This window comes from Paraburkholderia phenazinium (genome assembly GCF_900100735.1).
GTDB lineage: Bacteria > Pseudomonadota > Gammaproteobacteria > Burkholderiales > Burkholderiaceae > Paraburkholderia > Paraburkholderia phenazinia.
In genome coordinates, this window is record NZ_FNCJ01000043.1 from 1 (window position 1) to 14,926 (window position 14,926).

Below are 14,926 nucleotides of genomic sequence, written 5' to 3' on the forward strand. Positions count from 1 at the left end.
CGGCATGCCCGGCGCGCCTACCGGACCCGCGTGCTGCAGCACGATCACACAGGTTTCGTCGATATCGAGCGCGTCGTCGTCGATGCGCGCGGCCATGTCGTTGTAGTCCTTGAACACTACGGCGCGGCCGGTATGCACATGCAGCTTCGGATCGGCTGCACCCGGCTTGATCACCGCACCGTCCGGCGCGATATTGCCGCGCAGGACAGCGAGGCCATTGTTGGGCAACAGCGGCGTGGCACGGCGGCGGATCACGTCGTCATTGAAGATTTTTGCGCCTTCGAGGTTCTCGCCAAGCGTGCGGCCGTTCACCGTCTTCTGCGAACCGTCGATCAGCTCGCCGAGTTCGCCCAGCATCGCCTGCAGGCCGCCTGCGTAGTAGAAGTCTTCCATCAGGTACGAACCGGTCGGGCGGATGTTCGCCAGCACCGGTGTATGACGCGAGATATCGTCGTAGCGGGTGAGCGTCAGGTCGATACCGGCGCGGCGCGCCAGCGCAATCATGTGCACGATCGCGTTGGTCGAACCCGAGAGCGCGAGGCACGTGGTCACCGCGTTGTCGATCGAGGCGGCCGTGATGATGTCGGACGGCTTCAGGTCTTCCCACACCATCTCGACAATCCGCATACCCGTCTTTGCCGACATCTGCGCGTGACGCGAATCGGGTGCCGGAATCGAGGCAAAGCCCGGCAGCGTGAAGCCCAGCGCTTCGGCCGCGCTCGTCATGGTCGAGGCCGTGCCCATCGTCATGCAGTGGCCTGGCGAGCGTGCGATGCCGCCTTCCACGCCCTGCCAGTCCTGCTCGGTAATCTTGCCCGCGCGCAGGTCGGCCCAGTATTTCCAGGTGTCCGAGCCGGAGCCGAGCGTCGCGCCGTTCCAGTTGCCGCTCAGCATCGGACCGGCGGGCAGGAAGATGGTCGGCAGGTCCATCGAGATCGCGCCCATCAGCAGCGCGGGCGTGGTCTTGTCGCAACCGCCCATCAGCACCACACCGTCCGCCGGATACGAGCGCAGCGTTTCCTCCGCTTCCATTGCGAGGAAGTTGCGGTAGAGCATCGTGGTGGGTTTCTGGAACGGCTCCGAGAGCGTCTGCACCGGCAGTTCGATCGGGAAGCCGCCCGCCTGCCAGATGCCCCGCTTGACTTCCTCGACACGCTGCTTGAAGTGCGTGTGGCAGGGGTTCATCTCGCTCCACGTGTTCAGGATCGCGATCACAGGCTTGCCCGCATACTCCTCGCGGCTATAGCCCATCTGCGCCGTGCGCGAACGGTGGCCGAACGAACGCAGGTCGTTCACCCCATACCAGCGGTGGCTGCGCAATTCTTCAGGGGTCTTTCTCTTGATGCTCACTTCGCATTACTCCAGAAAACTGAGTCGGCACAGCGTTCGCCGCAACGGGACATGCGCGGTGACCTGAACAGGTGCGACGCCGGTGCCTGGGTGTACTTGATATTGGAGAGCAGGCCCGCGCATCGCGACCTGGATGCGACGCTGCTTTCCCGTGTGAGGCAGTGATTGCGCGTGAGGTTGTTCGTATTGCGGAGCATGGGTTGCACCACGCTCGCAGCGGTGGCCGCGTCGACGCCGGGTGCAATCGATGCACCTGAAAATTTGACTGACAACCACTCCGAATCGAACATCCTGTCTCCTCACAATCTTGTTATTTGGACAATCCGCACGACAAACGTCGCGTCAGATTTCCGCGCGAGGCGGTCCGATTGAGCGAACATACCGAACCACTACCAATGATGTCAAGCAACTACGCAGACCAAGCCAACCCAGGTTTTTGAACCAATCCTCCGCAAACCATTGTTTTTATTGTTTTTACATTGAATGATCAGGAAAACCCGTATGTGTCATCTCCGCCAACGTTTAACATTTAGTGGCAAACACGCCACTGGTAAGACAAATGTGCGTCAGCGACGGATCCGCCGGCCGTTGCGCAGGACGAAAGCGCGCCGCACAGCGGACGCGCTCCCAGCCAATCTCATGCCGCGATGGGTGTTACGGTGTTGCGATTCAAGCGACCAGGCCCGCGACGGCTTACGCCAGCGCTGTCGCCACAAGGCTGCGCTCGAACGCCAGCAACGCCTGAGTCGCGGCATTGACGGCTGCGTGATGTTCCTGCGGCGTGCGGCTCAGCAGCGGCAGAATCGCGCCCATATCGGCGATGCCCGAGAACGTGACCGCATCGTGCAAAACGCGAATCAACGAAATGTCGTCGCGTAGCGTTTCGAGCGGCATGAACGAGTCGTAGATCCGCTGCGCGTCGGCGTCGCGCGACTCCTTCGCAGCGCGCAGCAGCGCGGTCACCGCGTGCGAGGCGATGCAACCCGAACCGGTGGTCCACGAAGCCAGGCCGAAGTCGCGCACATGGATGAGCGCCGGGCGCTCGCCCATGCCGGAGACCACGCGCGCCGGGTTGACGCTTTGCAACAGGCGTCGCAGATAGGCGTCTTCCGCAGGATTCTCGCGCACGATCGCGTACTTGACCGCGATCAGCGTGCCGCGGTCGACCAACCGCGCCAGCGTATCGACATCGACGTAGTTCTCGCTCTTGATATACAGCGTGAGCGGGATGCCGGCCGCATCCGCGATCCGCGTGAGGCCAGCCTCGACGCCTTCGGAGGTGGTAAATCCGGCGAGCGGCAACACCATCGCCGTGCGGTACGAGGTCTGTGCGAGGATGCGCGCCTGATCGAGCATCTTGCCGTAATCCGGGCCAATCGCCGGGATCACCCGCGTATCCGCGCCCGCGCTCTCGGCGAGCATGTCGAGCAGTTCGCGGTACTCGCTCACGGCCACGTGATAAAGGTTCGCGTTGCCGCCGTACAGCAGCGTGCGAACCCCGCCCGCCTCGATGTGGCGGATCAGCTTCCGGTTTTCGCTTGCGTCGAGCGACAGGTCGGCACGGCGCGCCAGGGGCGGCACAGCCATGACGGTCGAAGCAAATTCGCTCTCGACGATGGGGGACACGTTCATGGGGTCTCTTATCGGAATGGAGTGGATAACGGACAGGCTGAACGGTAGCACTGCCCTCGCCATGTTGTCAAACAACATGACAAATCACCAAAAATCCCACTTCCGATGGTAAAACCCGTGTTGCAGAGCCAAGCCCCCGGGCGGTGCCCGGGGCCAGGCACACGGCACCCGGCACCCGGCACCCGGCTCGCAGAGCCAGATAACCTATGCGCCGACCATGCGCTCCATCGCGTTGCCCAGATGGGTCCGCATCGCCTGTTCCGCGCCATGCGAATCGCGCCGCCGGATGGCCTCGAGCACAGCGAGATGTTCCTGCTGGACACACTGCTGGCGCTCGATCGACTTCACCAGCGACAGCTTGCGCGACAGGTTCATGCTGACTTCGACCTGCTCGTGAATGAAAGACAGGGCGGTGATGAAGAACTGATTCTTCGACGCCCGCGCCACAGCCAGATGAAATGCGAAATCATCCCGCGCGCCGATTCCCTCGCTGCAGATGACCTGCTGGAGATTCTCCCAGGCGTGCTGGATCGCCTCGAGATCGGCCTCATCGGCCTTCTGGGCGGCGAGCGAGGCGCCGCCCACTTCTGTCATCAGGCGAAATTCATAGCAACGCCGGATATCCGACAAGGTCTCCAGCGGCGCGAAGCGCCTCAGATCCGGGTCGGGCCGCCGTCTGACGGTGGTGCCGGAACCTTGCCGGGTCGCAATGATGCCGTCCGCGCGCAACTGCGCCAGCGCTTCGCGCACGGTCGGGCGCGAGGTTTCGAAGCGCTCGGCCAGCGTGTGCTCGCTCGGCAGCCGATCCCCTTCGCGATACTCGCCATCGATGATGCGGTTCAGGATATCGCTATAGACCCGTCCCGGCATGCCGGGCGACTTGTATTCGAACATGACGGAGGCATAGGCTTAAGTTGTCACACTAAGAGACAATTGTACGACCACTTTTGCCCAAAGCGCATAGTGGTAAACAAGTTAAGCCGGGGATGGCGCGTGAGCGCCTGTCCCCTACTGCACCTCCGTCGCGGCAGCGCGCCTCCAATGTGGCTTACTCTTCGCCGTGCTCGCGATGCTCGCGTTCGTGCTCGGCTTCGGTCTGGTGCCGGTGTTCCGTGCCATGGCGAGTCACATGCGGCGCGAACAGACTCTCCGGCGTCGCCGGTGCGCGCGGATGCCAATGCGTATGGCTGTCGTGGGCAGGCGCCGCCTTCTCGCGTTGCCGCTTGAGAAACGGGCAACGGTCGTCGACCGGCAGGTTGGCGTCATCGAGAAAGTACTGCTTCCACTCGAGGTTACCGGGGTCGCCGTAAAAGCCGAGATCGGGATGCGCAGGGATTTCGTCCCATGTTTCAAGGCGCTTGCGCACCTGATTGCGCGCTTCGCGCCCGATCACCTTGTTGGTGATCGTGTCGACAAACACGCTGCGCGGCTGGAACAGCAGCACCATGCCGGGTCCGAGATTGCGGCTATGCCGCAGGCGGAACGACGGGCACGCGCAGACCACGAACGTCTCGACGCCGGCAAACGAGAACTCCCAGTCCTCATGCGACGGCTCCGGTTGAGCATCGGCTTGCGGATCGGGATCGACGTCATGCAGATGCTGCAGGATGCTCCAGAAGCAGTCGTGATACGCCTCATGCGTGAGCGGTTGCGCATCGGGTTCGAAGAACACTGCGATGTTGTTCTTGCGGTATTGCGGCAGCGACACCAGTTCCGCGAACGTCTGCATGGTCGCGGGCAAATCGCAGATGTCCTTGCCGTTCACAAACGAATAGAACATCTCGCCGCGCTTTTCGGCCATCGTGCCGAAGAAGCACGGATAGGCTGGATCCATCACGTGCATGCGCATCGTGTCGTACGACGCGTCGAGCCACGCAGGCGGATTCGCCGCTGCGCCGGTAGCGCGACCGGCAATGATCCGGCTTTTCCAGTCGCCGGGATCGAACCCGTCGTGAGGCTGCGTTGCCTCGTGCAGGTTCGATGCAGCCGCTGCAGCAAGCTGCACGACATCATCCACGGTTCCCTCGTTTGATCGCATCTTCAATGTCCTTGTTCGTCACACATCTGCACCGCGCAGCGGCGAGCGGGCCGGCACACACCCTCGCGGGCGTGCGGCAACTGCGATATCTGTTTGCGGGGGAAACCGGCGCCCTTATTGCGGGCGTTCCAGCATCAAGGAGGACGGCCGCCGCACGATCGGCACAGACTCGTGCAGCGGCCGCGCCATGCTCAGGCCTCGGCCGTCGCGTCCAGCTCGGCGACCAGCGCCTGGACCCATTCGTCCGGGATGATCGGCTGGTGATAGGTGCACTCGCCGGAGACGACGGTCGAGCCATGCAGGCGCCCATCGGGGATCAGCACCATATCACCCTGGTTCATCTTCAACTGCATGCCGACGTTGCCCCAGAACAGCATCTCGCCCTCCTGGATCGTCACGAGCCGGTGATCGTTGTGCACGTGCGTGGTCGAACACATTTCATGGGGTTCGACGAAGGTCTCGCGATCGATGCCGGGGCACTCCGCGTCGATACGCGTGCTGATGCGATGAGCGAATTCCACGTAACGGCGAATCGACGAGAGCCACAGCAGCTGCTCGCCGAGGTCCCAGCGAGCGCGCTCGGCAAGCCGCTCGCCGGCTGCGGCGCCCTGCACCGCCTGGGCGAAGGCCGCGACGCCGTATTCGCGCTCGATGCCTTGCAAGGCCAGCGTGAAGCGCTCCACCAGTTCTGCCTTACGCTCGGTCGCGTCGCCACGGCGGCGGCCGGCCGGTTGCAGATGGGCGCAGGCCCGCTCGAGCGCGAGACCGAAGGCGAGCCACTCGGCTTGCGCCGCGAAGGCCGCGCCGACGAGCGCGAACGCACGATCCGGCCGGCGCGCCAGCGCGTACAGCAGATTGCACTTCGCCATGCTGGTGGGCAGGTAGAACTGCCAGTACGCATGCTGCTGGCGCGTGACGCCGCAGGCGCCAGCCATGCGCTGCAGCAGTGCGTCGTCCGGGAGATCGCCTTCGAGCGTCGGCCGCAGTTCCGCCGGCAGCATGTCGAACAGACCGCTCGCGGTGGCCCGCGCCAACGCGCGCCGTTTCGAGGGCGCAAGCGCCCAACGCTGGACCATGATGAAGCGCAGCCCTTCGTCGAGGTAGTCGTTGCGCATCAGCCGCTCGAAGGTCTCGCTCCAGAAAGCGGTTTCGTCGTCGACGATCCGTGCGAGACGTGCGCTTGCCGCAGCGGCATCCGTTTCGATCGGCTGGTCTTCAGCGAGATACTCGAACGCATAGGCTTCGAGAAACGGTGCGAGTTGCGCGCCGCGTACCTGCACGTCGTCGCGGTAGAACTCGCTGAAATGCTGCCATTCCGCTGCTTCGGCGCTGCGCGGCAGGCGCGCGATGCCCAGTTCGTAGATCGACAGCAACGTGCGGTTCGAGGCCAGCGACGGCAGACGACTCACGTTATGCTGACGCACCGGCTTGGCGAACTTCAGAAACTCGAAGTCCTCCGGGCGCAGCGGGCGCCGGTGATAGTCGTCGTCGAGCAGCAGTTCGCTGACCGTGGCGCTGCGAAACGAGTGCGCAGCAGCGAACTGCTTGATCAGTTCTACATAGTGTTCGCTTTTTCCGGCAAACGGCGCAAAGTCGAATAGCAAAGGCGTGGCTTGCGTCATGGCAATAGTTCCTGTGAATGACTCGGGAGTAGGCGGCGCGACAAAGTCGGCACGGTGTGCAGAGCGCGCTTCACGTGCGGCCGGCGCAACGCGGCCGCAGTACTCGCTCAACATCTAGAATACAAATGAGAATGATTACCATTTATATTAAATTAGACATGATGCCCTTGCTTGTCAAGCTGTTTCCAGCCAACCCGCTTACGGGGCGGCTCCTTTCCGTCTCCACACGGGCGCGGCTAGTGCATCGCCGCGAGACTGACACGTGGTCATGCCGTGAGGCGGGCCGCGCATCTCATGCAACAGGCATATGCACGACCCGCATGCGCACGCCATAACCAGCTCCGCCTAGAAAGCGGAACGCAGCGTCAACATCACGTTGCGCCGGTCGCCGAACTCGCTGAAAAAGTTGCCAGGCGGACGGATGTAGTACTCGCGGTTGAACATGTTGTTCAGCGTCAGCGAGGCATCGAGATGCTTGGTGAAGCGATAGCCCACCTGTGCATTGAAGATTGCGTAGCCGCCCTGCTCGATGCCGCGCGTGATCCAGCTCTGCGCCAGCATCCCGCCACCAATCGTCACGCCGTTCAGGAAGCCTTGCATGAGCCGGTAGGTCGTCCAGAGCTTAAACACCCGTGACACACAGCAACACGTCCTGAATCCTCGTCATGTTCTGGTCGTCCAAGAGCGAGTGCTGGCTTGCCGCATGCGGCAAAGGTCCATGGTTACTTTCATCGTGACAGGCAAATTCTCAGCGTGAAGACACCCATCCGTCGTTCCATTGAACTGGAGTCCTAACGAGGTGTGTCAGACTGATGTATTCGTAGCGAAGGTGAATCGCGGTTTTGCACTTCCCCCGGTACCGCGAACCGCAACAGGCCGCTTTCGCGCAGCCGATAAGTGGTGCGGACAGGCTCCAGCCACTTATCTCGTTATAGCGAACAGGATGTTATTCGATAATGATTCTTATTTGCAATGCATTTATGTCAGATCATTGGCGACGCAACAGCCACATCAAATAAGGCCCGCCCACCAGCGTCGCGATCACCCCCGCCGGCATCTGTTGCGGAAAGATCATATTGCGTCCTAGCCAGTCCGACAGCACCATCAGCAAGCCGCCGATCAACGCCGCAACGAGCATCTGCGAACGGGCGCGCGGAAAACCGAGGAGGCGTGCGAGATGCGGCGCCATCAGGCCAACGAACGACATCGGACCGATCACGATCGTCGCGCCCGCTGTCAGGATCGCAGCAACCACCAGCAGCATCAGCCGCGCACGTTGTGCGCCGACGCCGAGTGCGTTCGCGACGTTCGCACCAAGCGGCAGGATATCCAGCCAGCGCGCGCCGAGATACGAGGCCAGCACGGCAACGGCCGTGCAGATGCCGACGGCGATCGCCGTTGCGGGCAGGATCACGTAGGTCGAGCCGTACAGCAGCGGGCGCAGCATATTGGCGTAGGCGCCGCCGCTCGCAGTCGCAAGCATGACCACCGCTTGCGAGAACGCGCTGATCGCGATGCCCGCAAGCAAGACGTGCTCCGGCGCGAAACCGCTGCGACGGCCCAGCGCGACAATCGTTAACAGACAGATCAGCGCTCCGGCAGAGGAACCCGCCAGCAGCACGGGCGCGGAAGGCGCCGTCGCCATGACGGCGGCGACCAGCATGCCGAGCATCGCGCCGCCACTCACGCCGAGCAGGTCCGGGCTCGCCATCGGATTGCCCGTGACCCGCTGCAGGATCGTCCCGGCGAGCGCGACTATCACGCCGGCGCCCAGCGATGCGACGAGCCGCGGCACACGCCAGAACCACACTTCGCTCCATTGCACGGCGTCCGTCCATTGCCAGCCATGCAGCGTGTCCGAAAAGCGCAGCGAGACGACGACCCCGGCGACAAGCAGCCCGCCGCACAGCAGCGCAGGCATGAGCAATGCGCGACGCGGCGGCTCGCTTTCCGCCGACGCCGGACGCGGCGCGTCGATATGTATGCGGCGCAGCATCCACAGCAACAGCGGCCCACCGGCGAGCGCCACCGCAGCGCCGGTCGGCAGAAGCTCGCCAAGCACGCTGGGCAGACTCTGCACGGCCTGGTCCGCGATCGCGAGCAACAGCGCGCCAACCAGCGGCGCCCACAGCAATTGATCGCGCAGCCGCCGAGCGCCCATCAGGCGTGCGAGTACCGGGCCGCCCAGTCCGATAAAGCCGATCACGCCGACCGCGCTCGCCACAAACGCACTCAGAATCACTGCGATGCCAAGCGCGACGGGCCGCGCCCATGCGAGCGACATGCCGAGTTGGGTCGCGCTGCGGTCGTCGAGCGAAAACAGCGTCAGCGGCCGCACCAGCAGCGCCGTGGCGATTGCGCAGGCAATCACACGCGGCAGCAGCCAGGCGACGCTCGCCCAGCCGTTCTGTACCAGCGACCCGCCGCCCCAGATGAACACGGACGCGAGCGAACGCTCGAAGACGATCGTCAGCAGTACAGATAGTGCGCCGCAGTACAGATTCACGATCATGCCGGCCAGCACGATGGAGACGGCGGCGAAGCCCTTGCGCCAGGTCATCGCCATCGTCGCGAGCATCGCCAGCGCGGCGCCGGCCAGCGCGACCGTGAAGCGCATGTCGGCGACGAGCGCGGGCGCGACCACTGCGGCAATCGTCAGCGCGAGATACGCGCCCGACGATACGCCGAGCGTGAGCGGTTCTGCGAGCGGATTGCGCAGCACCTGCTGGAACACGACACCGGCGAGCGACAACGCCGCGCCGGCTAGCAGCGAAATGGCAAGGCGCGGCAGCCAGCCATAGCGCACGACGAGCTGCGGCAGCGTCGCGTCGGCGCCGGACAGCAAGACGCCCGGCCATTGCGCAACGGGGAGCCGCGCCGACAGCGTGTGATAGACGAGCCACGCGGCCAGCATCAGCAGCAACGTGGGTAGCCGCCATGCGCGAGGCGCGGCGGTGGTGGCAGCGGCGGTGGTTGCCGTCGAGCGGTTCAAGTGGTGACTCCCTGCAGCGCCTGCGCGAGCTGACTGGCGAAGCGCATCGACGCGACGACGCCGCCGAGCTGCGGCAGCGGGTCGATATGCTGCACGCGGTTCTGTTTGACGAACGGCAGCGCGCGCCACAACGGGCTGCGCGCGAGTTGGGCGGCGACGGCGGGCGGCACGCCGATCGTGACGGCCTGCGCGTCGGCATGTTTCGCCAGCGCGCCGAGATCCGCTTCCGTCATGCCTTGCGGATCGGCGAAGTCCTGCCACGCGTTGTCGATGCCGAGCGCGCCAAGCACACCGCCGAACAGGCTGTTCTTGCCGAACACCGCAATGTGCCGGTCGTCGATCGGACGAATTAGGTAAACGGGACGCCCTATGGCGCGGAAGCCCGCAAGACGCGTGGACGCGTCGGCAAGCTGCGCGTCGGCGCGCGCGAACAGCGCATCGGCCGCGGCAACGCGGCCGAGAGCATCGGCCAGCTTGCGGGTTGCGGCGTGCACTGCTGGATAGACGTCAATGCCTGGGCCGAACAGTTGCACCGTCAGCGTCGGTGCGATCCGTTCGAGCAAGGCACGCAGCGGCGCGTGCCACGGCGTGATGACGATGAGATCGGGCTTGAGCGCCGCCAGCACCTCGAAGTTCGGCTGGTACAGCAGGCCGGTATCGACGACCGAAGGCGGCAGCGGCGGATTGCCGTCGAGCTTCGCATACCACGGTGGACGCGAAACGCCCACGGGCACCACGCCGAGCGACAGCACGACTTCCGTCAGCGGCCAGTCGAGCACGACGACGCGCGCAGCCGGAAGCGCGGCCAAGCCCGCGCCCGGCGCGGCTGCATGCGCCGCGCGCACCAACGGGCCGCCCGCGACGACAAGCACCGCCGCGCCCAACCCTGCGAGCGCGTGGCGCCGGCTGTTGCTAAACCGCATGCCAGCCGTCATGACGACGCGTCCCGCACGCGATCCGCCCAGCCCATCGTCATCCGCATCACCATTGGTAGCGCGCCGTCCCGAGCACCGTACGCGTCGCACCCCAGTAGCAAACGGATGCTGTCGTGCAGTACGAGATGTACTCGCGGTTAAACAGATTGTTCACGTTAAGCGCGAGACGCCAGTTCTGGATGTCGTAATGCGCACCGAGATCGACGAGTACACGACCCGGCACCTCGAATGTATTGGCCGCATCGCCCGCCGAGCTGCTCATATAACGCACGCCCGAGCCCAGGCCGAAGTTGCGCAGCGGTCCGCTGTGGAACGTGTAATCTGCCCACAGCGATGCGGTGTTGCGCGGTGCAATCTGCGGTCGCTTGCCGAGGTTGATCATCGTGCTGTTCGTCACCTCCTGATTCAGGTACGTGTAGGCTGCGATCAGCTTCACATTCTCGGTCACGTTCGCGTGTCCTTCAAGCTCGACGCCGCGCGAGCGGATCTGGCCGGTCTGCACCGCGAAGGTCGGATGCGACGGATCGGTGACGGAGACGTTGTCCTGCGTCAGGTCAAACACGGCAAGCGAGAAGAAGCCGTCGAACCCCTTCGGCTGGTAGCGCACACCGGCTTCGACCTGCTTGCCCGTGGTCGGTGCGAACGGGGCACCCGAATACGTGGCGCCGAGCACGGGCTGGAACGATTTCGAATAGCTGACATACGGCGCGATGCCGTTGTCGAACTCATACGCGAGGCCGGCGCGCCAGGTGAATGCGTGGTTGTTCGAGTGGTAGATCGAGGTACTTCCCGAACTCAGCAACGTGGTCTGCTGGTTGCCGCCCGTCCAATCCTGGCGAACACCAAACGTCAGCACCCAGTTGCGCCAACGCGCCTCGTCCTGCGCATACACGCCGACCGTGCTCAACGAATAATCAAGGCGCGTGTTGGCCTGCTGCGTGGGCAGCGCCGAAAAGTTCGGGTCGTACAGGTTGACTTTGCCGAGGACCGAATTGCCTTCCGTGTCGCCGAGCATCGAGCGTTGATAGTCGAGACCGAACAGCACGGTATGCTGGACCGGGCCCGTCGCCAGCCTTGCCTGCGCGTGCGTATCGACTTCAAACTGCGTGTAGTGCTCGTTGTCGACGTTGCCCCACATCGACACCGTTTTGTCGTCGGCGGCGAGCGGGCTAGTCACCGACGTCTGATAGTAATGCTGATCTATGTGCAGGTAGCGCAGGTTCTGCGACACGCTGATCTTGTCATTGATCGCCTGATCGAACTGATAGCCGAACCAGTACTGCGTGCGGTGCATGCCGTCGCGGTTCGGATCGCCGAAATACTTGTCCGGTCCGAGCTGACCGTTCGGATTGCTGAACAGGGTGACGCCAGCAGGAACAGGATTGAACAGGCCGCCGTTCGGATCGCGCTGGAAGCTGCCTTGCAGCGTGAAGGTCGTGTCGCGATTCGGGCGAATCGTGACCGACGGCGCGATCGCGAGGCGCTGGTCCTTGATCTCGCTGACCTGCGTTTCCGCGGTGCGGGCGAGACCCGTCAGCCGGTACAGCACGGTGCCGTCCTTATCCACAGGGCCGCTCATGTCGAAGCCCAACTGATAGTCGTCGTGGTTGCCGACCTGCATCATGACTTCGTGGTACGGCTCCTCCGTCGGCAGCTTGCTCACGTAGTTGACAAGGCCGCCCGGACTACCTTGCCCATACAGCACCGAGGCCGGGCCGTGCAGCACTTCCATCCGTTCCATGAAATACGGGTCGATACGCGGCGTCGCAAAGCGAGGCGACTGGTAAAGATGCAGGCCATCCAGATAGGAGTCGAGCGCGAAGCCACGACCGTAGAGCTGATCGAAACGGATGTCCGTACCGTCCTGCGAATAAACGCCAGCCGAGTAGCGCAACGCCTGATCGACTGTCTGCACGCCCTGGTCGTCCATTTGCTGACGCGTGACGACGGAGACGCTCTGCGGGTTCGTGAGCAACGAGGAATCCGTCTTGGTGCCCGTCTTCGAACGTTTCGCGACGTAGCCGACGCCCGGCCCCTGCGGATCTTCAGCGGTACTGCGCACCGCGACTGCTGGCAGCTCCTTTGCAGCGTCCGTACCAGAGGCGGCTGCGGGCGACTCCTGTCCATGCGCGCTGAAACCGGCCAAACCCAGCATCAATGCAATATGAATTGGGCGCAGGCGCGGCAAGCTGCGCTCCCCCGAAGAACTGCACTTCCCTGCTCGTTCTACCTTCACCTTTGTTAGTCCCTTTTTTCTATCCCCGAATCAAGGCTGGCGGCCGACCGCCGGTCTTGGTGTGCGCCGATTCTCTCAAGACGAGATGCGAATGTAAACAATAATCAATCTCATTCAGCATTAAATTACTGCGAATGTAAGCTAGGACCTCTGTTCCAGGCGCGAGCAGAACGCGCCCGGAACGGAGGCCGAAGGCCGACACGCTCAGGACTTGCCTGGTAACGCCTCAGGCGTGCCGCCGATGCGTTCGCCGAGCACCGCCATGAGCTGCGCAGCAAAGGCCGGGTGATGCACGATGCTGGAATGAGTGGCGTCGATGTCGAACTCGTGCAACCGTCCGAGCGTGTGACCCGCCCAGGCCATCCTGCGTCGCGGGTCGGCGATGCGCAGCGCGCGCCACACATGCAGATCGCCGCCGATGCGCGGCAGCGTGTGCCGCGCCATCAGCGCCGCGTGCAGGGAGTCGGCCGCCAGCGCCTGTTGCAGCAACGATGGCCCCGCCTGCTCCAACAGCGCAAGCTCGGGCTCCGCGGCGCCACCATTCTCGGCAACGGACTCGGGACCGTCCTCGCGATGGGTCGCCGTGTCGGCTATACCAACGAATGAGACACGCTTGCGACGCTGCTCGAAATAATCCGCGATGGCGATCGCGAGCCGGCCGCCGAACGACCAGCCGAGCAGCGCGTAGCCGCCGTTTGGCTGCAGCGCTTCGATGCTGCGTGCGTAGTACGCGGCGAGCGCCTCGAATGTGTCGCCTTGCCACGGCTCGCCCCGTACCGCGGGCGCCTGTAATGCGATCAACGTCACGCGTCCGTTCAGCGCTTGCGCAAGCGTCCGGTATTCGCCGACCATGCCGTAGCCCGGATGCAGACAGAACAGCGTGGCGGGTGCCCCGAGCGCGTTCAGCGGAACGGCCGGCAGGAGTGTGGCCGGCGATGGCGCATCGGCTGCGCTACCGCTCGCGCCGGCTGGCTGGCGACGCGCGAACCAGCCTGCAAGCGCGTCGAACGGCGGCACGGGAAGGCTTGCCTCGTAGATGGCGCGTGCGGTCCAGCTTGCGGCGACGGCGTCGTCGCGGGCGAGCGCCTCGAGCGATTCCGGCACGGCCCGCAGCGGTGCCGGTGCGTCGGGCAGCGGCGTGGCGGCGCGCAGATGGTCGAGCAACTCGACGAGCGCACGCTCGAAGGCCGCGGCGATATCTTCGGCAAGCGCCTCGGAGACGAACTGCGGCGCGTAACCCCAACTGAGCGACAGCGCGTCGCCTGAAATCCAGCTATTGATGTCCAGCGCGCGATCTGGGAGCCGCGCGCGAGGCGCGATCGCGTCGCCCGACGACTCGCTCGCGAAGCCAAAGCGGCTTGCGTTGTCGAAGGTCTGGTCGAAGCGGCCCAGGTAATTGAAGCCGATCTCGGGCACCGGCAGTGCCTGAATCGTGGAGCGGCTCGCCTCGTCGGCGCAGCAGGCGAGCAGTCCCCAGCCGAGCCCGCGCTGCGGCACGCCGGCGAGACGCTCGCGCACGCGCAGCAGCGAGTCGGCGGGCGTCGTTCCACGCGGCAGCGCGAGCGGGTACTGCGTCGTGAACCAGCCGACGGTGCGGCTCAGGTCCGCGCCGTCGATCACGTCCTCGCGGCCATGGCCTTCCAGTTCGACCAGCAGTTCGTCGCGCGAGCTCGCGTCGCCGACAGCGCGCGCGAGCGCGGCCAGCAGTACTTCGTCGACACGCATGCGGTACGCGCGCGGCGCTTCGCGCAGCAGGAAGGCGGTCAGCTCAGGCGAGAGTTTTTTCACTAACGTCTTTTGCGGCTCGGGATACGCCATACGTGCCGCGAACAGCGGTCCGGCGCGCAGCGCCGGCGCGTCGAGTGCGATTTGCCACCATGCCAGTTCGGCGACGCGTTCCGAGGACTCTGCATATTGATAGAGCGCGCGGACCCAGGCACGCCACGACATGGACGGTGCGGGCAGCGAGATGGGCTCGCTGCGCTCGGCCTGGTCGTAGGCTGTTTGCAGCTCCTCCAGCAGCACCCGCCATGACACGCCGTCCACTGATAGATGGTGGATCGCGATCAGCAGGCGCGTTTCCTCCGGCGTCTCGAAGTGGCCTACGCGCCACAGTGGGCC

Annotated in this window: 11 protein-coding genes; all 11 read right to left on the reverse strand. The window is 64.4% G+C overall.

The genetic code is table 11. From position 1 onward, the window contains the following. Positions 1 to 1,350 (reverse strand): dihydroxy-acid dehydratase (locus BLQ92_RS38895; protein ID WP_090696035.1); only part of this gene is annotated, 1,350 nt, incomplete at its 3' end. After that, positions 1,347 to 1,640 (reverse strand): hypothetical protein, encoded by a 294-nt coding sequence (locus tag BLQ92_RS38900; protein ID WP_090696036.1) that lies wholly within the window; start codon positions 1,638 to 1,640, stop codon positions 1,347 to 1,349. The genes BLQ92_RS38900 and BLQ92_RS38895, both read right to left, overlap by 4 nt. Positions 1,641 to 2,043: 403 nt before the next feature. Further along, the gene (locus tag BLQ92_RS38905; RefSeq protein ID WP_090696037.1) at positions 2,044 to 2,982 is read right to left on the reverse strand and encodes a dihydrodipicolinate synthase family protein; all 939 of its coding nucleotides are present in this window, start codon (positions 2,980 to 2,982) and stop codon (positions 2,044 to 2,046) included. 204 nt (positions 2,983 to 3,186) lie between these two features. Further along, positions 3,187 to 3,876 (reverse strand): FadR/GntR family transcriptional regulator, encoded by a 690-nt coding sequence (locus BLQ92_RS38910; protein WP_090696038.1) that lies wholly within the window; start codon positions 3,874 to 3,876, stop codon positions 3,187 to 3,189. Positions 3,877 to 4,030: 154 nt separating this feature from the next. Then, positions 4,031 to 5,020 carry a YqcI/YcgG family protein gene (locus BLQ92_RS38915; RefSeq protein ID WP_090696039.1) on the reverse strand — a complete coding sequence of 330 codons (990 nt, stop codon included), beginning with the start codon at positions 5,018 to 5,020 and terminating at the stop codon, positions 4,031 to 4,033. Positions 5,021 to 5,211: 191 nt separating this feature from the next. Continuing rightward, the gene (locus BLQ92_RS38920) at positions 5,212 to 6,642 is read right to left on the reverse strand and encodes a cupin domain-containing protein (RefSeq protein WP_090696040.1); all 1,431 of its coding nucleotides are present in this window, start codon (positions 6,640 to 6,642) and stop codon (positions 5,212 to 5,214) included. Positions 6,643 to 6,987: 345 nt separating this feature from the next. Continuing rightward, positions 6,988 to 7,281 carry a TonB-dependent receptor gene (locus BLQ92_RS38925; RefSeq protein ID WP_244106679.1) on the reverse strand — a complete coding sequence of 98 codons (294 nt, stop codon included), beginning with the start codon at positions 7,279 to 7,281 and terminating at the stop codon, positions 6,988 to 6,990. A gap of 349 nt (positions 7,282 to 7,630) precedes the next feature. After that, positions 7,631 to 9,634, reverse strand: coding sequence for a Fe(3+)-hydroxamate ABC transporter permease FhuB (gene fhuB, locus BLQ92_RS38930; protein WP_090696042.1), 2,004 nt, complete (start codon positions 9,632 to 9,634; stop codon positions 7,631 to 7,633). Next, the gene (locus BLQ92_RS38935) at positions 9,631 to 10,569 is read right to left on the reverse strand and encodes an ABC transporter substrate-binding protein (RefSeq protein WP_090696043.1); all 939 of its coding nucleotides are present in this window, start codon (positions 10,567 to 10,569) and stop codon (positions 9,631 to 9,633) included. The genes fhuB and BLQ92_RS38935 overlap by 4 nt, the downstream gene beginning before the upstream one ends. 46 nt (positions 10,570 to 10,615) lie before the next feature. Further along, positions 10,616 to 12,805 carry a TonB-dependent siderophore receptor gene (locus BLQ92_RS38940; RefSeq protein ID WP_090696044.1) on the reverse strand — a complete coding sequence of 730 codons (2,190 nt, stop codon included), beginning with the start codon at positions 12,803 to 12,805 and terminating at the stop codon, positions 10,616 to 10,618. Positions 12,806 to 13,009: 204 nt separating this feature from the next. Beyond that, positions 13,010 to 14,926: condensation domain-containing protein (locus BLQ92_RS38945; protein ID WP_244896719.1), on the reverse strand; the 1,917-nt coding region annotated here is incomplete at its 5' end.